Genomic DNA, 24,805 nt, shown 5'->3' with positions numbered 1-24,805 from the left:
TTCTGGCTCGGCGGGAAGGGGGGCTACAGCAGTTTTCACGGGCGGGTACCTCTGGCGCAATGAAAAAAGCATATAGCTGGCTAATGATTAGATCCAATATATTGTTCGACCTATTTAAGATGTTTTGCGACCTGTTTGGAGCCAACTATGGAACTGCGCCATCTGCGTTACTTCATCGCCGTGGCCGAAGAGCTGCACTTTGGCCGTGCCGCGCAGCAGCTGGGCATTTCGCAGCCGCCGCTGAGCCAACAGATCCAGGCCCTGGAGCAGGAACTGGGGGCTCGCCTGTTCGAGCGTACCAACCGTCGGGTGGAACTGAGCGAGGCAGGGCGGTTATTCCTTGAGGAAGCGCGTCAGGTGCTGGCGCAGGTGGAGAAGGCGGCCGATGTGGCCCGGCGTGCTCAGTTGGGAGAGCTGGGCGAGATGAAGATCGGCTTTACCTCGTCGGCACCTTTCACCTCGAAGATCCCCAAGGCCATCCATGCCTTTCGCCAGCGTTTCCCGGCGGTGCACCTGAACCTCAAGGAAATGAGCAGCCGTGATGTCGCCGAAGGGGTGTTCGATGAGTCCATTGAAGTCGGGTTGATGCGGCCGATGCCGTTGCCGGAAGGTTTGGTGGCCACAGAGTTGTTCCGCGAGCCCCTGGTGGCGGTAATCAACGCTTCGCATCCGCTGGCGGAGGGCTCTGAGCAGGGTGTGTACATGGCGGCGTTGGCCCATGAGCCGTTCGTGTTCTTCCCGCGCAGTTACGGCAGCGGCCTGCATGCGCAGTTGCTGAGCCTGGCACGACAGGCGGGTTTCAGCCCGCACTTTGCCCAGGAGGCGGGGGAGGCGATGACCATCATCGGCCTGGTGTCGGCAGGGCTCGGGGTGTCGGTGTTGCCGGCGTCGTTCCAGCGCATGCGCATTGACGGGGTGGTGTATCGCACACTGCTGGATGAGGGGGCGATGTCGGCGGTATGGCTGGTGCAGCGCGAGCGCGGTCATTCGGTGATGGCCAAGGCATTTGCCGAGCTGTTGACCGGGCAGGTGGTCGGCCAGGGCTGATGCCGGTCAAATGGCACTGGCCATTGCCGCAGTGCCGCCACATACTCGGGCATTCGTTGAAACACGGAGGTCAATCATGCGGCGCGTGGTGTTCAATCAGAAAGGTGGCGTGGGCAAGTCGAGCATTGCCTGCAACCTGGCGGCGGTCAGTGCCAATGAAGGCTATCGGACCCTGTTGATCGACCTGGATGCCCAGGCCAACTCGACCCAGTACCTCACCGGCCTTACCGGCGAGGACATCCCCATGGGGATTGCCGACTTCTTCAAACAAAGCCTGTCCAGCGGGCCGTTCAGCAAGAAGAACAAGGTCGATATCTACGAAACCCCGTTCGACAACCTGCATGTGGTTACCGCCACGGCCGAGCTGGCTGACTTGCAGCCCAAGCTTGAGGCCAAGCACAAGATCAACAAGCTGCGAAAGCTGCTGGACGAGCTGGATGAGGATTATGACCGGATCTACATCGACACCCCGCCAGCGCTGAATTTTTACGCGGTTTCTGCACTGATCGCCGCTGATCGTGTCTTGATTCCCTTCGACTGCGACAGTTTCTCACGCCAGGCGCTGTACGGCCTGTTGGCCGAGATCGAAGACCTCAAGGATGACCACAACGAAGACCTGCTGGTCGAAGGCATCGTGGTCAACCAGTTCCAGTCCCGCGCCAGCCTGCCGCAGCAGATGCTCGACGAACTGCTGGCCGAAGGCCTGCCGGTGCTACCGGTGTACCTGGGCAGCTCGGTGAAGATGCGTGAATCGCACCATGCCAGCCTGCCGCTGATTCACCTGGAGCCAAAGCACAAGCTGACGCAGCAGTTTGTCGAGTTGCATTCGTTGCTCGAAGAGAACGCTTAAACCCCCTGGCTGCGCACCCACTCCAGCAACGACTGAAGTGGGAATGCCCCGGCCTGGCGGCTGATTTCGCGGCCGTTCTTGAACAGCAGCAAGCTGGGGATCGAGCGGATGCCCAGTTGCCCGGCGAGGTTGCGGTTGGCTTCGCTGTCGAGTTTGGCCAGGCGGCAGCGACCGGCCAGTTGGCGGGCGGCTTGTTCGAAGGTGGGGGCGAAGGACTTGCATGGGCCGCACCAGTCGGCCCAGATGTCGACCAGCAGGGGCAAGTCGCCTTTGATCTGGCTGGCGTAGCTGGCTTCGGTGAGCTCGAAAGGGGTGCTCAGCAGCACGTCTTGTTTGCAGCGGCCGCATTTCGGGGCATCGCTCAGACGCTCGGCGGGCAGGCGGTTGAGGCCATTGCAGTGGGGGCAGGGGATTACCAGTGGGTCGGACATTTCATCTCCTTGGTTTTTTTGGGGCTGCTGTGCAGCCCATCGCGACACAAGGCCGCTCCTACAGGGGAATGCGTGCTTTTTGTAGGAGCGGCCTTGTGTCGCGAAAGGGCCGCGCAGCGGCCCCAGGGTTCATGACGAGCAGCTGATTTCCAGGTGCTTGCCCCACTCAGGCGGGCGTTCGGCGTAGGCCTGCATTCCAGACTGTTCCTCGAACGGCCTGCTCAGCACCTGATGCAACCGCCGCACTTCACTGTAATCCCCCGCTTCAGCCGCTTCGATGGCTTTCTGCGCCAGGTAATTGCGCAGCACATACAGCGGGTTCACCGCATGCATCCGCTCACGGCGGCCTTGGGCATTAACCGGCTCGCGTTCACAGCGGGCCAGGTAATCTGCGCCCCATGCATCGAAAGCGGCCAGGTCGATGAAATCATCACGCACTACGTTCAGCGCCTCGGCTACCGGCTGCTCGCCCAGTTTGCGGAAGAACAGGCTGTAGTCCACGCCACCCCGCTGCATGCATTGCAGCAGGCGCTCGACCAGCGCCATGTCGTCATCCTCGGCAGTGGTCAGGCCCAGGCGGCGACGCATGAGGTCCAGGTAGTGGGCCTGGTACAGCGGCAGGAACAGGCCCAGCGCTTCTTTCAGGGGCTCCACCTCGATCACCGTGGTCAGGGCCTGGGCCAGCGCGCTGAGGTTCCAGTGGGCGATGGGCACCTGATTGGCGTAGCTGTAGCGGCCGCGGTCGTCAGAGTGGTTGCAGATGAAGTTGGCGTCGAAGTCGTCGAGGAAGGCGTAGGGGCCGAAGTCGAAGGTGATGCCCAGGATCGACATGTTGTCGGTGTTCATCACCCCGTGGCAGAAACCATAGGCCTGCCAGCGGGCGATCAGTTCGGCATTGCGCTCGACGATGGTGCGGAACATGGCCAGGTACGGTTGCTCGGCATCCTGGCATTCAGGGTAATGCTGCTGCAGTACATGGTCGATCAGCACGCGCTGCTGCTCGGGCTGTTTGGTGTAGTAGAAGTATTCGAAATGGCCGAAGCGCACATGGCTCTGCGCCAGGCGGGTAAGCATGGCAGCGCTTTCGCGGGTTTCGCGCCATACCGGGGTGCTGGAGCCGACTACGCACAGCGCACGGCTGGTGGCGATGCCGAGGGCGTGCAGGGCTTCGGAGGCGAGGAACTCGCGGATCGACGAGCGCAGCACAGCACGGCCGTCGCCCATGCGCGAATACGGGGTCTGGCCGGCCCCCTTCAGGTGCAGGTCCCAGTGTTCGCCTTTGTCGTTGAGCACTTCGGCCAGCAGCAGGCCACGGCCATCGCCCAGGCGTGGGTTGTAGGAGCCGAACTGGTGGCCGGAGTACACCATCGCCCGTGGGTCGGCTTCTTCCCACAGTTTGTGGCCGCTGAACAGCTCGGCGAACACCGGCAGGTCGGCCTGGGCGGGGTCGAGGTCGAGCAGGGCCATGGCCGACTCGCTCGCGACGACCAGGCGCGGGTCTGCGATGGGTTCGGGCAGGACCTGGGTGGAGAACGCATCGCCCAGGCGGGCGAAGCGGTTGTCGAAAGTGAGTTGGTCGAGGGCTTTCACGGGCTGCTCCTGAGATTCAGCACAGAATAAAGCATTCGAGCCCACTCAGGCCGGTGCAGTGCCATCCGGTTTGGGCTGCTCCATCGGAATCAACTGCTGTTTGCCGCCGTTGGGGTCCATCAGGAACACCTCGACTTGGCGTACCGAGATCTTGATGTTGTGCGCCTTGAACTCCCGGCTGATGTAGCGGTTGATCTCGTCCAGCGTCGGGTTGCGGTCGCCCAGGTCGCGTACGTGCATGCGCAGCTCGTGGTCCAGCGAGCTTTCGCCGAAGTTGAGGAAGTACACGATCGGTTCCGGGTCCTTCAGCACCCGTGGGTTCTCATGCGCGCCCTTGAGCAGCAGGTCGCGTACCAGGTCCAGGTCGGAGCCGTAGTCAATGCCCAGTTTCAGCGTCACCCGGGTGACCGTGTCGGTCAGCGACCAGTTGATCAGCTGGCCGGTGATGAAGGTCTTGTTGGGGACGATGATGTCCTTGCGGTCGAAGTCGGTGATGGTGGTGGCGCGGATGCGGATCTTGCTGACCGTGCCGGACAGGTTGCCGATGGTGATGGTGTCGCCAATGCGCACCGGGCGCTCGAACAGGATCATGATGCCGGAGATGAAGTTGGCAAAAATCTCCTGCATGCCGAAGCCCAGGCCCACCGACAGTGCAGCCACCAGCCATTGCAGCTTGTCCCAGCTCACCCCCAGGGTGGACAGGGTGCTGACGATACCGACGCCGACGATGGTATAGGACAACAGCGTGGTGGTGGCGTAAGCGCTGCCCTGGGCCAGGTTCAGGCGTGACAGCACCAGTACCTCCAGCAGGCCTGGCAAGTTGCCGGCCAGGGCGAACGTGATGCCGACGATCACCAGCGCACCCAGCAGGTCGCCGAGGCTGATCGGTACCATGCTGGCGGCGGCGCCGGTGCCGCTGGTGTATTCATAGAGGACGAAGTTGTTGAGGTAGGCGAACACCGAAATCAGGTCTGCCCACACCCAGTACAGGCCGGCGATGAAGCCGCCGAGCAGGGCCAGGCGGATCAGGCGCAGCGACTGCTGGTTGACCTGCTCGATGTCCAGCGTCGGCTCTTCGGTGATGACTTCGCCATCCAGCCCTTCCTTGGCTGCAGCCCGCTTGCTCAGCGCCCGCTGGTAGGCCAGGCGCCGTGCCGCGACCGACAGGCCACGCACGAATGCAGCCTCGATCACCAGCCAGAACAGCAGCAGGTACAGGGTGTAGATCAGCCGGTCGGTGAGTTTCAGCGCGGTGTAGTAGTAGCCGAAGCACACGGCGACGAACAGGGCGATGGGCAGGGCGGTAAAGGCCACGCCCACTGCCTTGCGGAACAGTGAAGTGTCGCGGTGTGCGGGGCTGCTGAGCAGCAGGCGGCTGAGCAGCCAGGCCATCAGTGCGTAGCAGGTGAGTACCACGCCGATACCCAGCACGTCGTCGGCCAGCGCCGATGGTTGGTGCTCGGCCACCGCCACCACACCGACCAGCGCCAGTACCACGGTGCCCAGGCGGCGCACCCAGCCGCGCAGGAACTCGACCTGAGGCTTGTGCCAGCGGAAGTGGATTTCGGCCACGCCACCCGGGGCGAGGATGCGGTAGGCGGTGTAGAACACCAGCCAGGCCTGGGCCAGTTGCCAGAGGGCGGCGCCCAGGTTGGCGTTTTGCCCGCGGGCGTCGATCTGCAGGGCGTAGCTGCACAGCGCCAGGCCAAGGCTGACCGGCATCGCCAGCAGGATATTGATGAGGATTGCCTGGGGCGTGTGCCATTGGCTGTCACGGCGGAAATGGCCGATGTCCTGGTGCACCTTGCCCAGCCGTTGGTACAGGTACTTGCGCCGCCACAACAGGGCGCCAATCACCAGCAGCAATGGCAGGAACAGCAGCGGGCGCTGGCTGAGGCCGTCGGCCAGCTCCTTCAGGCCCGAACCCCACGGCAGGTTGGCGACCTGGTCAGCCAGGCGCTCTGGCACATAGCTCAGCCAGTCCCAGTCCAGCGGCTTGTTGCTGGGGATCCAGAACATCTGCTCGTCGAGGGTAGTGCGCAGGCTCTGCGCGGTGCCCAGCAACTGCTTCTGATTGAGCTGCAGGGTGATCGATTCGTTCAGCAGCGCCGACAGCTCGCGGTTCAACCGCTCCAGCAGGTCGCTACGGTTGATGGCCACTTCCAGCAGGGCCTTGCGCAGCTGAGGCGTCACCTCTTCCTGCGGTTGGGCGGCCAGCAGCTTGTCGACATAGGTGACCGGGCTGCTCATTTGCTCGCGCTGCTGGTTGACCTCGAACTGGTACAGGCGGGTGTCGGCGATCTGGTCGGCCAGGTCGCGGTCGACCTTCAGGTGCGGCAGGGTCTGCTTCTGCTTGTAGAGGATCTTGGACAGCAGCAGGCTGCCCTTGAGCACGTTGATCTGCTCGTCCAGCGCCTGGTCGGCCTGGGTCAGGCTGTCCAGTTGCTGCTTGGTGCGCAGGTTCTGCTGGGTCAGTTCGTTCAGGCGGTCGGTGCTTTTCAGCAGGTAGTCGGAAAGCTTGAGGTTAAGCGCGCTTTCGGTGGCCAGCAGGCTGCTGCCGCCGGCCTTCTGGGCTTCGATGGACTGCTGGGTTACCGCCTCCTGGGACTGGGCCAGGCGCTTGTCGTTGATCAGGGTCTGCAGGTCCTGGATTTCCTGCTCCAGGCGTGTGGCGCGTTCGATCAGCAGGTCGTGGCGGGCGTTGCCCAGGTCTTGCAGCAGGCTGTTGCCGGCCAGTTCCTGACGGCGCAGCAGGGTCAGCGCATTGAGCGAGGCCAGCTCGGCATTGAGCTGGTTGCGCTGGTCGGCGTTGATGGATTTGCCGCCGTCCTTGCCGGTTTTGAGGATGTTGTTGATCTGCTGGGTACGGGCCTGGCTGTTGCTGATTTCGGCCTGGGCGCGTTCCGGGCGGGTTTGCGAATTGATGATCAGGCTGTTGGCTTCGGACAGCGCCTTTTGCAGCTCGCCCTGTTGGGTGTTGCGCTCGCTGAGCATCTGCTCAAGCTGCGGCACGCTCAGCGTGGCATAACGCTGGGCGACGGGCTGGGGCTTGCTTTCCTTGAGCCTGGCGAGCTCTTTCTGGCTGTCGCTGGTTTCTTTCGGGGCCCCGGCCAGCTGCTGCTTCAGCGCGGCAAGCTTCTTCTCGCTGTCTTCCTTGCTGGCGAGCTGGCTCAAGGTCTGTTCGAGCACCTGCTGCAGGGCCTTCTGGTCGGCCTCGGGCAGCTTGCGCTCAGCGATCTTGTCGAGGCTGTTCTGGATGCTGGCGGTGGTCGGGGCCTCTGCGGCAGTGGCCGCAAAGGAAAGGGACAGGCACAGCCCGAGCAGGGCTGTGCGAAGGTACACGCGCAGGGACATAGGCAGACTACTTGTGGATCCGGCAGAAACGAAGTTTAGAGGAACAATCCTGGTCCGGGTCGCGTTCCTTCGGGGAATCTGACGCCCACTTTCTGGATCTTGTTCCCGTCCATGGTCGCCACGGTCCAGATCGTGCCATGCCATTCGACCTGGTCACCTACTACTGGAGCGCCTCCGACCTTCTGTCGGATGAACTGCGCCAACGGCATTTTCGCGTCCAGGCCATCGAGTTTCAGGCCGTACAACGCTGCCACCGCGCCCAGTTCGGCATCGCCTTCGAGTACGAAGTCGCCGAAGAAGCGCAGGTCCAGGCCACGCTGTGGCGCCTGGCTGAACAGTTTGCCCAGGGCCGGCAGGTTGTGCTCGTGGCCGATCACGCAGAGCATGTCGCCTACTTCCAGGACGGTACTGCCCGACGGGTGCAGCAGTTGCTCGTTACGGAACAGGGCGGCAATCCGCGTGCCTTCGGGCATTTTCAGCTCGCGCAGGGCGGCGCCGATGCACCATTTTTCGGCACCCAGGCGGTACACGAACAGCTCCCACTCGCTGGTGATGTGCACTTCCAGGGCAGAGCGGGAGATCGGTGCCGGGTCTGGCGGTACGGTCACTTTTAGCAGCTTGGCCATCCACGGCAGGCTGGTGCCTTGCACCAGCAGCGACACCAGCACGATGAAGAACGCCAGGTTGAAGAACAGCTGGGCGTCCGGCAGGCCGGCCATCAGCGGGAACACCGCCAGAATGATCGGTACCGCGCCGCGCAGGCCGACCCAGGAAATGAAGCCTTTCTCGCGGCCATGGAAGGCCTTGAAGGGCAGCAAGGCTGCGACCACCGACAGCGGCCGCGCCACCAGGATCATCCACAGCGCCAGGCCCAGTGCCGGCAGGGCGATGGGCAGCAGGTCGTGCGGGGTGACCAGCAGCCCCAGCACCAGGAACATGCCGATCTGGGCCAGCCAGGCCATGCCGTCGAGCATGTGCAGGATGCCGTGGCGGCTGCGGATCGGCTTGTTGCCCAGCACCAGGCCGCACAGGTACACGGCGAGGAAACCGCTGCCGTGCAGGGCGTTGGTCAGCGAGAACACCACCAGGCCACCAGCCACCACCAGGATCGGATACAGGCCGCCAGCCAGGTTGATGCGGTTGACCAGTTGCAGCATCAGCCAGCCGCCACCCAGCCCCAGCAGGCCGCCGATGCCGAACTCGCGCAGCAGGTGGGTGAGCAGGCTCCAGTGCAGGCCAGTCTGGCCGCTGGCGATCATGTCGATCAGGGTGACAGTGAGGAACACCGCCATCGGGTCGTTGCTACCCGATTCGATCTCCAGGGTGGCGGTAACCCGCTCGTTCAGGCCCTTGCCGCCCAGCAGCGAGAAAACTGCTGCGGCGTCGGTGGAGCCGACAATGGCGCCGATCAGCAAGCCCTGGATCAGGCTGAGGTTGAACAGCCAGGCGGCGACCAGACCGGTGAGGGCGGTGGTGATCATTACCCCGACCGTGGCCAGCGACAGCGCCGGCCACAGTGCCACGCGAAAGCTTGCCACCCGTGTGCGCAGGCCACCGTCGAGCAGGATCACGGCCAGTGCCAGGTTGCCCACCAGATAGGCGGTGGGGTAGTTGTTGAAGATGATGCCGCCACCATCCACACCGGCGACCATGCCGACGGCGAGGATGATGACCAGGATAGGGATGCCCAGGCGCGACGACAGCGAGCTGACCAGGATACTTGCACCCACCAGCAATGCGCCGATCAGGAACAGGCTATTGATGGTGCTTGCATCCAAAGGCAGGTACTCCGAAACAGCGGGGGAAGGGACTTGGTAGCGGATTTTTCAGCAAAAGCTAGCAGGTCGCGTGCCAATCGATTCTAACCTGAGGCTGATGCGGGCTGTAAAGCGATACCGCATCGTTGCTGTGGCTTGCGGATGTAGTGGCGCCCCCCACAGTCAGGCAGCCGAGTAGCATGAACGATAAACAACTCCTCCCTCTTGCCCAGGTGGCCCAGCGCCTGCTCGGGCAATTTCCGGATTTGCACGGCCTGGCGCGCCAGGCGGCGGGCCATGTGCTGCGCCAGCAGCTGGGATACTGGCTGGACCCGGACACGCTCTACTGGCATGAATTCCAGTCGGCGGCCAGCAGCTCGCGCAGCTACACCGGCTGGCGCCACCGTGGGCCGCCACGGCGGTCGCTGAGCCTGACCGAGCTGGTGATCCAGCGTTTCAGCCCTCAGCAGCAGACTGCTGCAGATGCGTTGAGTGTTTACGGTGGTTTCTACCGGGTAGATGCCAGCCACGCGCACTATGACGAGCGCAACGAAGTGCGGCTTGACCCGCAGCGGGTGCTGAAGGCGTTCTGGCAAATGGATTTTGCGGGGCGCTACAGCGAGGCACTGAGCCGTTTTCGTGAGCAGCGTGGCGAAGATTACTGCGTACTGGCCCGCGCCCGCTTTCTTGCCGCTGTCGGCCAGTCCGTGCTGAGCGAACTTGAGCGGCGTGAACTGCTTGCGGCAACGCTGCGTGTGACGCTGCTGCCGAGTAGCCTGAAAGCGCTGTGCGAGGATTATCCTGCAAATGCCCGGGGTGGCTGGCGTTCGCTTTCCAGCAGCGACCCCGGTGTCAGGCCGCTGTTCCTGTACTCACTCAAGACCGGCAGGCAGTGCGTCTATCTACCCGATGCGCAGAATGTGCTGGTGGTCTTGGACGATCGCGCAACGCTCCAGGCCTGGATAGAAGCACATGTGGCCTCGAATGACACGCAGCGGCAAGCTGTTGTGGGTGACCTGTTTATTCATGTTCGTGAGATGTTCATGGATCAGCTGACCCATGAGGCCCACGAACGGCTGACCACCAATGCACAGTTGCGCAAGGCTGAATGGCTGGCTGGGTTGCAGGCTGCAAGCATGTTGATTGCGCCTATGGCGCCACTTGGTTGGCCAGTGATCCTGACGTCGCTTGGCCTTGGCACGGCAAGCCTGGTACTGCACCTGGACAGAGCAATCAATGGCAAGGTTGCCTGGCGCACGGCAGCCTGGTGGGCAGTGCTTGTGGATGTGCTGTTCATCCTGCTCGATGGGGCAATGCTGCGGGCCAGTGAGTTGTTCGCCGATGCCCGGCTACCGCCACGTGTGGCTGGACTAGCGCAAACCCCCGCTGCTGCAGTGGACTGGGAGCGTTACATGGCACCGGCTGCAGATGAGTTACTGGCCATGTCGGACCAGGCGTTGGCACGGCAGGAAGCCCTGCTGGGGACGGTGCCTTGGGCCGATCTCGATAGCGTGAGTGCGAGCGGCACTTATCTCGATGCTTTTGGTGAGCCCTACCCGGTTTACCGCGATGAGCACGGTTTTGGCTCGGCCGCCATTGCCGAATACACCAGCTCGCCGGAGCGCTACAACAACTTGTGGCAAGGTTTGCCTTTGGAAGGCTCGCGTGCCGAGAGCATCCGGCGCAGCCACGACCTTGCACATGCGCTTGGGCAATTAGGCGTGAACAATCAAGTGCGGCTGTACCGTGCGGCGTCCGGCCTGCGTGGTTCTGGCATACCGACGACAGGCGAGGGTGCCCTTGCAGTGGGCGACGTGTTGGTGACCAGCGATTTCACGTCGTTCACAGAAAACCCTTATGCCCTGTGGGAGGTGTTCAACGACCCGCAGACCCAGGCGAGCGGCAAGGGGGCTTTTGGCGACAATGCGTTGGTGTATGTGCTGGAGCCGGGTGAGGACGTGCAGGCAACGCCGATCGGGCCGTTCTCAAGGCGTCCGGACGAGGCGGAGTCGCTGATGATGCCGGGGCGTTATTTGCAGGTTGAAAAGCTGACGCCGGTGAAGGGAGACAATCATCGCTTCATGGAGGTGTGCCTGAAGGCACTGGCGCGGGCGCCGGAGGGGGCGAGGGTGCGTGAGATGCGCACGGGGGCGTTGTTTGATCGCCAGGTGATGGCTGAACGATTGGGTGTGGAGGATGACGGGTTGATGCGCACGTTCTTTGCGCTACCGACCTGATGCCAGTCAGTCGAGAGATTTGGGGCCGCAAAGCAGCCCCATTACTACTGGTGTCAGGCCTGCTTCACTTCACGCATCGGCTTGCCCTTAACCGGTGCATCGCCTGCCACATAGTACTTGGCAGTGCTGCGCGCCAGCGGCTTGCGGCCACGGATCTTGTCCGAGATTTTCTCGGCGATCATGATCGTAGTGGCGTTGAGGTTGCCGGTGATGATCAGCGGCATGATCGACGCATCGACCACACGCAGGCCCTTCATGCCGTGCACACGGCCTTCGCCGTCGACCACTGCCATGTCATCGGTGCCCATCTTGCACGAGCAGGACGGGTGGAAGGCAGTTTCGGCGTGCTCGCGGATGAACTTGTCCAGTTCTTCGTCGGTTTGCACGTGGGCGCCCGGGCTGATTTCGCGGCCACGGTACGGGTCCAGCGCCGGCTGGGCCATGATTTCACGGGTCAGGCGGATGCCGTCACGGAATTCCTGCCAGTCCTGCTCGGTGGACATGTAGTTGAACAGGATGCTCGGGTGCTGGCGCGGGTTCTTCGATTTGGCCTGGATGCGGCCACGGGCCGGCGAGCGCATGGAGCCCATGTGCGCCTGGAAGCCGTGTTCCTTCACGCCATTGGAGCCGTTGTAGTTAATGGCGACCGGCAGGAAGTGGTACTGAATGTTCGGCCACTTGAACTCAGGGCGGGTACGGATGAAACCGCCAGCCTCGAACTGGTTGCTGGCGCCGATGCCGGTGCCGTTGAACATCCACTCGGCACCGATGGCCGGTTGGTTCCACCACAGCAGCGAAGGGTACAGCGATACTGGCTGGGTGCAGGCGTATTGCAGGTACAGTTCCAGGTGGTCCTGCAGGTTTTCGCCTACGCCTGGCAGGTCGTGCACCACCGGGATGTCGAGGCTTTCCAGCAGGGCACGCGGGCCGACGCCGGAACGTTGCAGCAGCTGTGGCGAAGCGATGGCGCCGGAGCTGACGATCACTTCCTTGCGCGCACGGGCTTCAACGCGCTCTTCGCTGTCGCCGACCAGGTAAGTCACGCCAACGGCGCGCTTGCCGTCGAACAGCACGCGGTCGCTCAGGGCGTGGGTGACGATGGTCAGGTTCGGGCGCTTCTTGGCCTGGTCCAGGTAGCCACGGGCAGTGCTGGAGCGGCGGCCGTTCTTGGTTACCGAACGGTCCATCGGGCCGAAGCCTTCTTGCTGGTAGCCGTTCAGGTCTTCGGTGCGCGGGTAACCGGCTTGTACGCCGGCCTCTACCATGGCGTGGAACAGCGGGTTGTTGCCAGCCTTTGGCGTGGCCACGCTGACCGGGCCTTCGCCGCCGTGGTAGTCGTTCGGGCCGATGTCGCGGGTTTCGGCTTTACGGAAGTACGGCAGGCAGTCCAGGTAGGTCCAGTCTTGCAGGCCTGGCAGCTCTGCCCAGCCGTCGAAGTCCATGGCGTTGCCGCGGATGTAGCACATGCCGTTGATCAGCGACGAGCCACCCAGGCCCTTGCCGCGGCCACATTCCATGCGGCGGCCGTCCATGAACGGCTCCGGGTCGGTCTCGTAGGCCCAGTTGTAGCGGCGGCCCTGCAACGGGAAGGCCAGGGCGGCTGGCATCTGGGTGCGGAAGTCGAAGCGGTAGTCGGGGCCACCGGCTTCCAGCAGCAGTACGGTAACGCCGGCGTCTTCGGTCAGGCGGGTAGCCAGGGTGTTACCGGCCGAGCCGGCACCGACGATGATGTAATCGAATTCTTGGGACATGAAAGTACCCTCGTGTTGGCGGTGATCAGGGAGCGGGAACGCCCGTGCGCGGGGGCACGGGCGTGGCTGGACAGGGCCTTAGAAGACCGAGTTGTAGCCGCCCAGCTCGACCTGGACCGACTTGATGCGGGTGTATTGAGCCAGCGAGCTGACGCCGTTTTCACGGCCGACGCCCGACTGCTTGTAGCCACCGACCGGCATTTCGGCCGGCGATTCGCCCCAGGCGTTGATCCAGCAGATACCGGCTTCCAGCTTGTGGATGATGCGGTGGGCGCGGGTGATGTCGTTGGTGCACACACCGGCGGCCAGGCCGTACTCGGTGTCGTTGGCGCGACGGATCACTTCTTCTTCGGTTTCGTAGGTGAGGATGCTCATCACCGGGCCGAAGATTTCTTCCTTGACGATGGTCATGTCGTCGGTGCAATCGGTGAACACGGTCGGGGCCACGAAGGCGCCCTTGGCGAAGTCACCGGCAGTCAGACGCTCGCCACCGCACAGCACACGGGCACCTTCTTCTTTGCCCTTGGCGATGTAGCCCAGCACGTTTTCCATGTGCGGGAAGCTGACCAGCGGGCCGAAGTTGGTGTTTTCGTCTTCTGGGTTGCCAACGCGAATGCGGGCAACGCGCTCGGCGATCTTGGCTTCGAAAGCCGCTTTCATCTCGGCAGGGATGAACACGCGGGTGCCGTTGGTGCACACCTGGCCCGAGCTGTAGAAGTTGGCCATCATGGCGATGTCGGCGGCCTTGTCCAGGTCGGCGTCGGCGCAGATGATCAGTGGCGACTTGCCGCCCAGTTCCATGGTGACTTCCTTCAGCGAGGAGCTGGAGGCGCTGGCCATGACCTTCTTGCCGGTGGTGGTGCCGCCGGTGAAGGACACTTTTTCAATGCGTGGGTGCTCGGTCAGCCAGGTGCCGACTTCGCGGCCGCTGCCGGTCAGTACGTTGAACACGCCGTTCGGCAGGCCGGCTTCGGTGTAGATCTCGGCCAGTTTCAGGGTGGTCAGCGAGGTGACTTCCGACGGCTTGAAGATCATCGCGTTGCCAGCGGCCAGGGCCGGGGCGGACTTCCACAGGGCGATCTGGATCGGGTAGTTCCAGGCACCGATACCCACGGTGACGCCCAGCGGCTCGCGACGGGTGTAGACGAAGGACGATTCGCGCAGCGGGATCTGTTCGCCTTCGATGGCCGGTACCAGGCCTGCGTAGTATTCCAGCACGTCGGCGCCGGTGACGATGTCGACGTAGCGGGTTTCGGAGTACGACTTGCCGGTGTCCAGGGTTTCCAGCATGGCCAGCTCATCGTTGCGCTCGCGCAGGATGTCGACGGCGCGGCGCAGGATGCGCGAGCGCTGCATGGCGGTCATTGCAGCCCAGACCTTCTGGCCGCGTTCGGCGCTTTCCACAGCCTTCTCGACGTCAGCCTGGGTGGCACGCTGTACGTGGGCGAGGACTTCGCCGGTAGCCGGGTTGATGGCTTCGAAGGTGGCATCGCTGCCAGCGTCGACGTAAGCGCCATCAATGTAGAGTTTTTGCGTTCCGAAACGGGCCATAGTGTCCTCGCAAGTGCAGTGTGTGGTTTGGCTTGCGCGTCACGCTCCAGCCGGGTTGGCAAGGGCCGTGCGCGGTTGTTCAGCGGCCTGGTCGTTTGTACCCAGGGTGTGCTGTTTAGCCAGTTGTAGATCCATGTATTCGTAAGCAATCCGTATCGCCTGGTCGGTGTCGAATGCATCACCCGACAGGGCACCACGCAGCCACAGGCCATCGATCAAAGCTGCCAGGCCGCGGGCTGCCTTGCGCGCATGGTAGAGCGGCAAGGCGCGGCGGAACTGGCAGCACAGGTTGGAATACAAGCGGTGGTCGTTGATCCGCTGCAACCTGTGCAAATCGGGCTGGTGCATGCTGGAAGCCCAGAAGGCCAACCAGGTTTTCATTGCCGGGCCGTTCACCTGGCTGGCATCGAAGTTGCCCTCGATGATCACTTTCAGGTGGGCGCGCGGGCTGTCGTCCGTCAGGGCCTGGCGACGTGCTCGAACACCTTCGTTGAGCATGTTCATGATGTAACCCATCGTCGCTGCAATCAGGCCGTTTTTGTCCCGAAAGTAGTGACTGATGATGCCGTTCGACACACCGGCCAAACGGGCAATCAGCGCAATGCTGGCGTCCCCCAGACCGACCTGATCGACCGCCTGCAACGTGGCTTCGATCAACTGCTGGCGGCGGATGGGTTGCATACCGACCTTGGGCATCTTGCTATCTCCTCAGGCCTGCGAGCAGACGACGGGCGGCTGACTCGGCGAAGGCCAGTCTATTTTGTTTTGATTGAACGTTCAATCAATAAAGAATAAGCTCTGCGACAATTTGTGCCATTGACAGTTTTTCAGGCGGTCGAGAAGGCACGAGTTGACACCCCAGGAAATCGCGTAACCCCCGGAATACAAGGCGTTGACGGGCATGAGCGATGCGAAATGCAGATTCTGCCGTACGGTCACTGGCCCTGCGACAGGCCCTTGGAGCGGGCGGGGTGATCTGTGACGAATGCGCGCACCTCTGCCGAGGTGTGGCTTTTTCAGCAGGCCACCTGTCTGTTTTTTTGCAACGTATCGATTCGGGATCACGGTTTCCAGGGTGCTTTTATAACACCTGATGCAGTGGGGATATTCCACCAATTGCTCGGGAAAGACTGATTAGCCTCCACAGCCGTACTGCCCGGAGCATTCGTGCAATGAGTTCTGCCTCACTTACCAAGCCCCCCGCCGAGAGGGTACGGGTCAACCGCGTGGTGTTCTTCACCTCCGCGCTGATGATCCTTGTTCTGACTGCCTTGCTGATCGCTGTACCCGAAACCGCCGGCCAGGTGCTGGGCGTGGCCCAGAAATGGCTGACGCGCACCTTTGGCTGGTACTACATGCTGGTGATCTGCGGTTACCTGCTGTTTGTCGTCTACCTGGCCTTCTCCGACTACGGCAGCCTCAAGCTGGGCGGCAAGGACGACCAGCCGGACTTCAGCTACGGCGCCTGGGCCGGCATGCTGTTCTCCTCCGGTATCGGTATTTCGCTGCTGTACTTCGGCGCCTCCGAGCCGCTGGACCACTACTTCAACCCGCCGGAAGGCACCCCGGCCAGCCTCGAAGCGGCGCGCCAGGGCCTGCAACTGACCTTCCTGCACTGGGGCCTGCACGGCTGGGCAATCTATGCCCTGGTCGGCCTGGCCGTGGGTTACTTTGCCTACCGCCACAACCAGCCGCTGGCACTGCGCTCGGCGCTGTACCCGCTGGTGGGTGAGCGTTGGGTCAAGGGCGCTGCCGGCAACGCCGTGGACATCTTCGGCATGTTCGTAACCCTGCTGGGCCTGGTGACCAACCTGGGGATCGGCTCGATGCAGGTGTCCTCCGGCCTGGAATACCTGTTCGGCATGGACCACAGCAAGACCAACCTGCTGGTGGTGATCCTGGTCATGGCCGGTGTGGCCACCGTGGCGGCGGTGTCGGGTGTGGAGAACGGCATTCGCCGCCTGTCCAACCTGAACATCATGCTGTTCAGCGGCCTGCTGATCTTCGTATTGCTGGGTGGTGAAACCCTGCACCTGCTCAACGGCTTCGTGCAGAACATCGGCGACTACCTCAACGGCATCGTGCTGAAAACCTTCGACCTGTACGTGTATGAAGGCGAGGCGGGCAAGTCCGAGCGCTGGCTGGGCCTGTGGACCGTGTTCTACTGGGCCTGGTGGATCTCCTGGGGCCCGTTCGTCGGCATGTTCATTGCCCGTATCTCCAAGGGCCGCACCGTGCGCCAACTGGTGATGGGTGTGCTGCTGATCCCGCTGGGCTTTACCCTGGCCTGGCTGTCGATCTTCGGCAATACCGCGCTGGACCTGGTGATCAACCAGGGCGCTGTAGAACTGGGCAAGACCGCGTTGGAACAACCGTCGATGTCGATCTACCAGCTGCTGGAATACTTCCCGGCAGCCAAGATCGTGATCGGTGTAGCGGTGTTTGTCGGTTTCGTGCTGTTCCTCACCCCGGCCGACTCCGGCGCGGTGATGATGGCCAACCTGTCGTGCAAAGGCGGCAAGGTCGACGAAGACGCTCCGCACTGGATGGTGGTGTTCTGGTCGGTGGTTATCACCCTGGTCACCATTGGCCTGCTGTTTGCCGGTAACTTCGAAGCCATGCAGACCATGGTGGTGCTGGCGGGCCTGCCGTTCTCGGTGGTGCTGGTGCTGTTCATGTTCGGCCTGTACAAGGCCATGAAGCAGGATGTGGCGGTGGAGAGCGAGCGCGCCGAGCTGGCCGCCCGTGGCCGCCGCGGCTTCAGCGAGCGCCTGACCCAGCTGGAGCTGCAGCCGACCCAGGCCGTGGTGCAGCGCTTCATGGACAAGCAGGTAAGCCCGGCGCTGAAAGAAGCGGCCGCGCAGCTGCAAACCCTGGGCTTTGAGGTGGAAACCCGTGTTGGCCAGTCGCGTAACATGATGGGCCTGCGGGTGATGATGGACGAGGGTAACCCGTTCGTTTACGAAGTAAGCCTGGACGGCTATATGGCCGCGCCGAGCGAGGCGCCGGTGGAAGGCGAGCCGGAAGTGCGCCAGCGCTTCTACCGTGCCGAGGTCTACTTGCACGATGGCAGCCAGGAGTACGACCTGATGGGCTTTGCGCCGGAGCAGATCGTGCGGGATGTGCTGGACCAGTTCGAAAGCCACCGCCAGCTGCTGGTGCGTGTGTATAGCTGACCCTGAACGGGTTGGATGAACGAAGGGCCTGTTTTCGAACAGGCCCTTTTTTTATGCGGTCAGGTTCAAGCCCCGCTTTCTTCCAGCAAATCGGTGCGATACGCCGAGCGTTGCTCGATCAGGTCGATGGCAACGCTGCACACCTTCAACGGCAATTTCGAGGCTTTGACCACGATGTGCTCCTGGCGCAACAGGCGGTAGCCTGCCGGGTCTTCGCAGTCGGTCGTGTCTGGCGCTCCACGCTTCACTCGGTAGAACAGCACGCCTGGTTCTTTATGCCAGGACAAGCTGATGTTTCCGTCCTCAAAGGCCTCACGGGTGACCTGTGCGGTAGGTTTGCCCGGTGGCAGCAATTTAAGCGCGATGCTGAGGCTATTGGCCATGAGCGCATGGGAGGGGCGTTGGTCTGCAGACTGCACACCCATCAGGCACAGGTAGTGTGTGCCAGGCTCAGGCCCCACTGCATCATTGATCAATGCCTCGCTGGCGAGGATGGTGCCGCTGTATCCGGTCGGCTCTTCACAGGCCAAGGCATCGGCAGCCAGCTTGTAGCGATAGCGCGGCGTGTCGATGTTGAAAGCAAAATTCCAGGTGGCTGGCTGCAAAGTGCCGTCATCCAGTGTGCGGGCTTTGGTGGAGGTTTTGAACGCGCTGTCAGGGCGTTGCTCAAGCTGGAAACCCGGTACCAGGTTGCAACCGTCCAGGCCCAGATCGACCTGGCCCGCCGCGAAACAGCCAGATATACGGTGTACAGGAATAGAACCGGCTTCATCGCCCTGGAGGCTGTTGATGACGCTGGTCAAGCGGCCAAGGTTGGGGTCGAATACCGGGCTACCCGAAACGCCTGTGCCAAGCCCTTGGCAGTCGTTGTTCCTGACATTGCGCCATACCCAGCTGCCCACACTTGAGGTAGGGGCATACCATTCCGAGCACTTGGAAAGCCTTAACCCATTGTCTGTCGACGCAGAGGGCTCGCCGATAACCCAGACTGCTGCGCCTGAGGCGGGCGAGGCGCCGAGTTTCAACGGGGTGATTCCCAAGGCCAATAGTTCATCGAGGGTGGCGTCAAGCTCAAGCAAGGCCAGGTCGGCACCCTGCGTGCTGTTCCAGACCGTGCGTTTCAAGGGGCGCGTATGGCGCTTTTGCACTGTGTCGGTGAAGTAATTGAACTGGATGCTGCCCTCTACGGGCTGGTCGACAAGTATCTTGCCATTCACACCGCCAGCGCAGTGGCCGGCAGTCAGGACATAGGCCGGGCCGTTCGGGCCCGCCAGGGCGTCATGTGTATCAAGCAGGGTGCCTATGCAGCGCTTGCCCGCCAGTGACAAACGCCCGATGCCTGTCCACTGAGCATTCTCGCCATTGCTGTTGGTCAAGGTGACAGGAGCAGTGGCCGGCGTACGTTGGGCTGCACTGTCGTTGCCTGTGGCATACGCCTGGGTACTGAGTAGTGCGCAGCTCAAGGCGATCAATAGGGATGGTTTCATCTCGAACCTCCTTTGAAATGGAGGTAACAGGGTGCAGAGCTGTTGGAAGGCCAGGCAGTAAATAGGTATGAGCCTGCAATAAGTAGCACCGGGAGCGCAGGCAATCGCGCAAGGCTTTCTGCTCACTCAAGAGGAAGTTATTGGCATGCCCCACTCCGACACATTCACATTTGACTTCAGGCGCGCTGCTGCCCAGCAGTTTGGCGAGCGTCCCACCTTGCGCCAGGTGGTGAGCCAGCAGTTGCTCAAGCTGTTGCTTGCAGAGCTACCGTGGCTAGCCTATGTGCAACCCGGTTTGCCGTCCGCCGATGCGTTGGCACTGGAGAGTCCGGCGCCGGGCTTGTCCTACTGGACCACTCAGCCACTGGTCGACCAGGTTCTGCAGGCCATGCTGGAGACTGGCTCGCTCGACCTGGAGCCACTTGGCGAGCGCCACTACAACCTGGGCCTCAGTGAACCCTATCGCTTCGCAGGCGCCAAAAGCCAGTTCGAATCGCGGCAGATCAGCGGCCTTACCGGCCCACTGAACGCACTGATCGAGCAGTTGCCGCAGCACTTTTGTGAGGCACAACTCGATTTCTGGCGTGGCCAGGGGCGCACCGGCACCAGCCGCGACCAATGGCTGCAGTTGCTGCTGAAGACGGCCCTGTTGCGTGGCCTGCCTCTACAAGGCCTGGATGCTCAGGAGCAGGCATGCATCCGTGGCCTGATACGCGGTGGTGCCGACCAACCGAATGTGAGCTTCGTGCAAGCCCGGCTGTCGAAGGGGGAAAACCATTCGGATGAAATGCTGAACCATCTGTTGGTGACGGGGGAGTGGGATGAACGTCAGGTGGTCTTATGGTGTGCGCCTTCCGGCCAAGTGCACAGCTTTGCGTCGTTGGCCGAGTTTGCCTTGGCCCTGCGTGACGACCTTGCTCGGCACTACAGCTTCGATGACATGACCTGGCAACGTTACCCGGTTGAGGGCAATGCCTTTGCGCAACAGGTTGCACAGCTGCTCGAAAGTGTGTTCGACAGGGTTGCGCGGGTGCGCTATGGGCGCCTGGCCGATGTTGCAGCGCTAGAAAAACTATTCGTCGAGCTGAGCGATCCGGCGCAGTGGTTCGTCACCTACCTCGACGACACGTCGGCGGTAACACCTCCTCCTGGCGTTTCGGCACGTTCAGGCTCCGGTGCCATTGCCTGCCATGGCGCCTTGCTGCAACTGGCGATCGACCAGTTGGACGCCGAAGGTGTCGGTGCGCTGGATGGTGTCCAGAGCCTGCACACCTACGCCCGTCAGCGCTTGAGTGAGCAGATGCTCAAGGCGCATGCCGACGACACATCGCCGGACGACCTGGTTCTTGAGTTCTACCTGGCGCAAGGCGTGCCCGGTGGTGCCGGGGTGGGAGCGGGAGGCGGCGAGCCCTTGGCCCTGGAAGGCGAGAAGACCCTGACCGAGTTCGCTATCGGCAACCTGAGCGCACTCAGCCAGGCTTCGGTCATACGTATTCGCCATGCTCGTGGGGCACAGGTACCTGAATGGCTGGATGCCAACGCCGCGAGGCGCTTGGTAACCCAGGTGGATATCGGCGGCACCTACCCTCGCTATGTCGCCGGTTTGCTGGACGACCCGCTCACCCGTGAGCAGCGGGTCAAACGGTTCGGCCGGGAGTGGCGCAGCACTCTGCGCTTCAGCGCGTTGCAGGGCAAACTGGATGGCAAGCTCACGGAGACGGGATTGCAGTGCGTCATGACGTTCTGTGCAGGCCATGACGACCCGGAAACCCCTCGAATGGTCCTGATGCCGCTGACCTTCAGGCGTCAGCCAGGCTCCCATCGGTTTGATCGGGTGCGAGGCATGTACCTGTTGTTCTGCGTCGAGCCGGCGCTGGTATTGCTGTACCGCCCGCTGTTCAAGCAGGACACGCTGCGCGAGTACGCGAGCCTGAGTGCGTTGCTTGAGCACATACAGGATTCGTCTCTTCTGCAAGCGAGCATTCTTGAGTGGTTGGAACCTGAGGTTCGGCATATCTATGACAATGGCGGCTTCCGTGAGCCGCATGTCAGCAGCGTGGGCATCGACCCTTACAGCTTGCCTGAGCCTGTGGTTGCGCCGGTCATTCATCCGCAGTTCTGGCGTACTGGCCTTGATGACAAGCTCTACAGTGCCAATCGCGACCTGCTCGTCGAAATGGCCGATCTGCAGTCCACGTCCAATGTGGAGCGTCGATGGGAAACCCTGTGCCAGGGCGCCTGGCTGCTGTTCGATGTGGTTACCCTGGTGCTACGGGGGCCGGTGGCGAGCGTGGCGTGGCTGGTGCAACTGCTGGCGTCCCTGCAGAACGATTTGCTTGCCCTTGAACAGGGCGGGGAATTTGATCGTTCCGCCGCGATAGCGGATTTATTGATGAACCTGGGCATGGTGCTGATGCATGCACGGCAACCGGGCCTGAAACCCGGCACATACGGGCAGCTTCCCGACCTCGCCAACTTTGAAAGCGTCTCTATGCAGCGTGGCGCATTTGCCGAAGTCTCGGTGACACCCACTGGCGGAGTGCCGCAGGCGATCGGCGCGTTAGCGGCCTTGCCGGAGCGCCGGCTGGACTTGTCCTGGCGTGGCAACCACGGCTTCAACTGGTTGCCACCCACACAGCGCCAGGCGCTGCGAGCCATGCGCTCAGGCGTACATTTCGAAGCCTCAGACTTGCAAACCCAGGGACAGGCTGCTGGCCTGTACCGGGTCCAGGGCCAGCTCTACGCCGTGATGGGCGGGGATGCTTACCCGGTCGACGTATCGGTGGGGGGCGTGCGTGTTCTGGACGGTAAAGGCGGCCATGGGCCGTGGTTGATCAATAGAGACGGGGGGTGGCGGGTTGACGGCACGCTACGTCTTGCGGGTGGCATGCGCCAGGGCGGCATGCGCGAAAAACTTGCCGAGCGCTTCAACAAACTGGTTCATGCTATCAACCAGCATGTCGATCAGGTCAATGAAGTAACCGAAAGATACACGGGGCTTCAAGGTGAGGTTAAAGCGTTGCAGAGTAAAACGGCCAAGCTGAAGGCCCTTCGGGACAAGGAACAGCTAAAGCTGGACACTGCGCACGCTGAAGATGACATGGGGGCTTCTGCAAGGCTTGTTGAGCAGTACGATGCGCGCCTCGCCGACTGGACATTGCAGCTCGCTGACAAACGCGAAGCAGCCGTACGATGCCTTGAAGAAATTGTGCGATATGACAGTGAAAAGTTGGCCAATCTCGAGACCATGCTTGAACCCAAGTTTACGGCGCAGCGAAGAAAAGGATGGGACGCTCAGTTGGCCACGCAGAAACGTACCGCTCTAATCAACCAGATAGCTAATAACGATTTCATCATCCACGAGTTGTGGCACTTGGCAGAGTATCCGCAGCTGGTTGCAATCCAGGACGCGGTCAATGGGCGGCCATTGCTGCAGGTTCATGAAGAGTACCTTGCATACCGCCGTAAGCTGGAAAGCGTTGTGGCATTTGAGGATCGGATTCTGCTTGCACATGAGCTCCTCGATGCGGCGGTAGTTGAGGCACCCGGTGAATGGGTGATCAGCAGCGAAGGCGAAGCGGTTGTTCGAACGGTCGACTCACTGATCGCCAAGCGTACCTTCAGTACGGTGCAGTACCGCTTCCATCAGGCATTGAATTTTGCAGGCCTGGCTTTGCACGCGGACTCTGTCAGTGGTCAGCGCAGCATCCGCATGTTCAAAGAGGAGCTGGCGGGGCGCGCCTTGCGCAATGCGGCGGGCGCGCACGGAACACTCGATTTTGCCAACCTGCCAGTCGAGGATCGAATCACCATTCTTCAAGACGCCTGGGACAGGTATGCAGAGGCCCTGCTCAACAGCGCGCGTATTCGTAAAGAAGGTGGGGCCCTGATCGAGGTTGCAATGATCGACCGCTACCGCACCGAGCTGGAAAAGCTAAAGCGGGATGCCGGTTCTCGTCTGGTCGAGGCATTCAAGGAGCAAGACGGTGTCAGCGCTCCGCCCCGGCGGCTTGCTTACTTGCCATCCAGCAAGCCGCAGTTCGTGGTGCGCAACGTCGAAGGGCAGCTACTTATCGGTAACGTACTCTCTGAAGGCGGGCGCAGGGTGCTTGAGGTGAACGAGCCATTCGGTGGCAAGGCACTGGCCCACTTTGAGTGGGAGGCGGGGAAGTGGCGTGAACGTAACCAACAGCAGGCCCAGGCGGATGCAGAGCCGGTCGATACGGCTGATCGTGTGCAGGCCTTGCTGGATGAAAACGAGCGGCTCATCCGTAAAGCGGACGAATATATTGGCAGTGATATCAAAGGCACCTTGCTTGCACAGCTGTTCGACCGCCAGTTGGTTGTGCTCGACAAGGCAGCCGTATCACCTGGTAACGCTGCCATTCGCCTGAAGGACGCGGCGGCCAGGCTGCGGTCGGAGAAAACCCTGAAACTGACTGCGCTCTACACCGGTACACGTTACCCAAGTGCCGAAGCACTCAAGTTCATGCATGAGCAGGAGTTGATCAAGGTGGAATATGTCAGCCCAAGGAAAACCATGAGCGATGGCAGTGCTTTTGACGAGTACAAGATCATGCTTGTGGCGCAGCCCGGTGCGAAGCCAGGGCGGACACTGTGGGTAGCGCACTTTCACATGCCCTCCGTTGACGCACTGCCACGGGCGTTCACGCGGGGCCACCTGAAAACCTGGCGTCAGCGACATATGGGTGGGCGTGAGGAAGGTGGGTCGGGTTATCGCGTGCACCGGGGTGAACTGACGCTGGAGCAGGCAACCGGCATCATCCCGTTCGATTGACGCCGTCAGCGGTTGCTGTATCGGCCATGGCTGCCATGTGCGGGCATGGCCTGGTTACCCCGTTCGGCGATCATCTGCGGCAGGCCGATCAACGTGATGCCTTGGGCCTTGAGTCTCGGTAGCTCGCGCTCAAGCACGTCCAGCGTTTGCGGGTAAGGGTGCCCGATCAGCACTGCGGATCCCTGCCGCTGAGCCAGCTGAACGGCCCGGCTCAGTTGCCCCATGATGGCCGCTGTGGTGCGTTCGTCGTCCAGAAACACGTCCCTTGAGACGTGGGCAAGCCCCACTGCCTGCGCCTGCGCGGCAGCCACCGTCGCGGCGCTGGTACGGCTGTCGACGAAGAACAGGTGTCGTTGCTGCAGTTCACCCATCAGCCAGGTCATGGCATCACGCTGGGCGGTCATTCGGCTGCCCATGTGGTTGTTGATGCCGGCGGCGAATGGCACCTTGGCCAAGGCTGCGTCCAGCCTGCTGGCCAGGACCGGCAGCGGCAACTCGGGGTGCCAGGCATAGGGACCGGTCGCAGGGTCCATCGGCATGTGCAGGATCACCGTCTTGCCAGCTTTGTGTGCCTGACGAGCGAAATCGCTGGCATGTGGGGTGTCGGGCATGATCGCCATGGTCACCGGGCCGGGCAGGGCGAGGGTGCGGCTGTCCCGCTCGGTGCTCTGGCCCAGGTCGTCGATGATGATGCTCATGTAGACCTTGTTGGCCGGTGCCGCTTGCGCGACCCCGGCCAACACGCAGAACAACAGACACAGCAGATACCGCATAGG

The 24,805-nt window shown here is 62.1% G+C and carries 14 protein-coding genes; 5 read left to right on the top strand and 9 right to left on the bottom strand.

What is annotated here, in order from left to right; all coding sequences use genetic code 11:
- Positions 1–147 precede the first annotated feature (147 nt).
- Positions 148–1,047, top strand: coding sequence for a LysR family transcriptional regulator (locus A0O30_RS10515; protein WP_105946425.1), 900 nt, complete (start codon positions 148–150; stop codon positions 1,045–1,047).
- A 76-nt stretch (positions 1,048–1,123) separates the two neighbouring features.
- Complete coding sequence (locus A0O30_RS10510) at positions 1,124–1,897, top strand: ParA family protein (RefSeq protein ID WP_105946424.1); 774 nt, start codon at positions 1,124–1,126, stop codon at positions 1,895–1,897.
- Here the strand turns inward: A0O30_RS10510 and trxC are convergent.
- From trxC to A0O30_RS10490, 4 genes are all read right to left on the bottom strand, one after another.
- On the bottom strand, positions 1,894–2,328 hold the full coding sequence (trxC, locus tag A0O30_RS10505) for a thioredoxin TrxC (RefSeq protein ID WP_105946423.1): 435 nt from the start codon (positions 2,326–2,328) through the stop codon (positions 1,894–1,896). The two genes, A0O30_RS10510 and trxC, sit on opposite strands and share 4 nt — an antisense overlap.
- A 129-nt stretch (positions 2,329–2,457) precedes the next feature.
- The gene (gene selO, locus A0O30_RS10500) at positions 2,458–3,918 is read right to left on the bottom strand and encodes a protein adenylyltransferase SelO (protein WP_105946422.1); all 1,461 of its coding nucleotides are present in this window, start codon (positions 3,916–3,918) and stop codon (positions 2,458–2,460) included.
- 45 nt (positions 3,919–3,963) lie between these two features.
- Complete coding sequence (mscK, locus tag A0O30_RS10495; RefSeq protein WP_025752287.1) at positions 3,964–7,272, bottom strand: mechanosensitive channel MscK; 3,309 nt, start codon at positions 7,270–7,272, stop codon at positions 3,964–3,966.
- 35 nt (positions 7,273–7,307) lie between these two features.
- Positions 7,308–9,050: a potassium/proton antiporter gene (locus A0O30_RS10490; protein WP_105946421.1), complete on the bottom strand. Its 1,743-nt coding sequence runs from the start codon at positions 9,048–9,050 to the stop codon at positions 7,308–7,310.
- A 179-nt stretch (positions 9,051–9,229) separates the two neighbouring features.
- On the opposite strand from A0O30_RS10490, the gene A0O30_RS10485 reads away from it, so the two are divergent.
- A complete protein-coding gene (locus A0O30_RS10485; protein ID WP_105946420.1) occupies positions 9,230–11,266 on the top strand; it encodes a dermonecrotic toxin domain-containing protein in 2,037 nt (678 codons plus the stop codon).
- Positions 11,267–11,319: 53 nt separating this feature from the next.
- On the opposite strand, the gene betA is transcribed toward A0O30_RS10485, so the two are convergent.
- From betA to betI, 3 genes are all read right to left on the bottom strand, one after another.
- Positions 11,320–13,017 (bottom strand): choline dehydrogenase, encoded by a 1,698-nt coding sequence (gene betA, locus A0O30_RS10480; RefSeq protein ID WP_105946419.1) that lies wholly within the window; start codon positions 13,015–13,017, stop codon positions 11,320–11,322.
- 78 nt (positions 13,018–13,095) lie between these two features.
- Positions 13,096–14,568: a betaine-aldehyde dehydrogenase gene (gene betB, locus A0O30_RS10475; RefSeq protein WP_027614845.1), complete on the bottom strand. Its 1,473-nt coding sequence runs from the start codon at positions 14,566–14,568 to the stop codon at positions 13,096–13,098.
- Positions 14,569–14,607: 39 nt separating this feature from the next.
- Positions 14,608–15,264, bottom strand: a complete 657-nt coding sequence (gene betI, locus A0O30_RS10470; protein WP_003259891.1) for a transcriptional regulator BetI — start codon at positions 15,262–15,264, stop codon at positions 14,608–14,610.
- 533 nt (positions 15,265–15,797) lie between these two features.
- On the opposite strand from betI, the gene A0O30_RS10465 reads away from it, so the two are divergent.
- Positions 15,798–17,744: a BCCT family transporter gene (locus A0O30_RS10465; protein WP_256589646.1), complete on the top strand. Its 1,947-nt coding sequence runs from the start codon at positions 15,798–15,800 to the stop codon at positions 17,742–17,744.
- Positions 17,745–17,809: 65 nt separating this feature from the next.
- On the opposite strand, the gene A0O30_RS10460 is transcribed toward A0O30_RS10465, so the two are convergent.
- Positions 17,810–19,231, bottom strand: a complete 1,422-nt coding sequence (locus tag A0O30_RS10460; protein WP_105946417.1) for a serine protease — start codon at positions 19,229–19,231, stop codon at positions 17,810–17,812.
- Between the two features lie 229 nt (positions 19,232–19,460).
- Here A0O30_RS10460 and A0O30_RS10455 point away from each other — a divergent pair, with 229 nt between their 5' ends.
- Complete coding sequence (locus A0O30_RS10455; RefSeq protein WP_256589643.1) at positions 19,461–24,029, top strand: dermonecrotic toxin domain-containing protein; 4,569 nt, start codon at positions 19,461–19,463, stop codon at positions 24,027–24,029.
- Between the two features lie 5 nt (positions 24,030–24,034).
- On the opposite strand, the gene A0O30_RS10450 is transcribed toward A0O30_RS10455, so the two are convergent.
- Positions 24,035–24,802: a divergent polysaccharide deacetylase family protein gene (locus tag A0O30_RS10450; RefSeq protein ID WP_105946415.1), complete on the bottom strand. Its 768-nt coding sequence runs from the start codon at positions 24,800–24,802 to the stop codon at positions 24,035–24,037.
- Positions 24,803–24,805 lie beyond the last annotated feature (3 nt).

The organism is Pseudomonas sp. LLC-1, assembly GCF_002992185.1.
In the GTDB taxonomy this organism is placed as follows: domain Bacteria; phylum Pseudomonadota; class Gammaproteobacteria; order Pseudomonadales; family Pseudomonadaceae; genus Aquipseudomonas; species Aquipseudomonas monteilii.
This window is presented reverse-complemented; position numbering and strand designations above follow the sequence as displayed.

Coding starts and splice junctions, on each gene's coding strand:
- A0O30_RS10515 (WP_105946425.1), top strand. CDS start 148: ATGGAACTGCGCCATCTGCGTTACTTCATCGCCGTGGCCGAAGAGCTG.
- A0O30_RS10510 (WP_105946424.1), top strand. CDS start 1,124: ATGCGGCGCGTGGTGTTCAATCAGAAAGGTGGCGTGGGCAAGTCGAGC.
- trxC (WP_105946423.1), bottom strand. CDS start 2,328: ATGTCCGACCCACTGGTAATCCCCTGCCCCCACTGCAATGGCCTCAAC.
- mscK (WP_025752287.1), bottom strand. CDS start 7,272: ATGTCCCTGCGCGTGTACCTTCGCACAGCCCTGCTCGGGCTGTGCCTG.
- A0O30_RS10485 (WP_105946420.1), top strand. CDS start 9,230: ATGAACGATAAACAACTCCTCCCTCTTGCCCAGGTGGCCCAGCGCCTG.
- betA (WP_105946419.1), bottom strand. CDS start 13,017: ATGTCCCAAGAATTCGATTACATCATCGTCGGTGCCGGCTCGGCCGGT.
- betB (WP_027614845.1), bottom strand. CDS start 14,568: ATGGCCCGTTTCGGAACGCAAAAACTCTACATTGATGGCGCTTACGTC.
- betI (WP_003259891.1), bottom strand. CDS start 15,264: ATGCCCAAGGTCGGTATGCAACCCATCCGCCGCCAGCAGTTGATCGAA.
- A0O30_RS10460 (WP_105946417.1), bottom strand. CDS start 19,231: ATGAAACCATCCCTATTGATCGCCTTGAGCTGCGCACTACTCAGTACC.
- A0O30_RS10450 (WP_105946415.1), bottom strand. CDS start 24,802: ATGCGGTATCTGCTGTGTCTGTTGTTCTGCGTGTTGGCCGGGGTCGCG.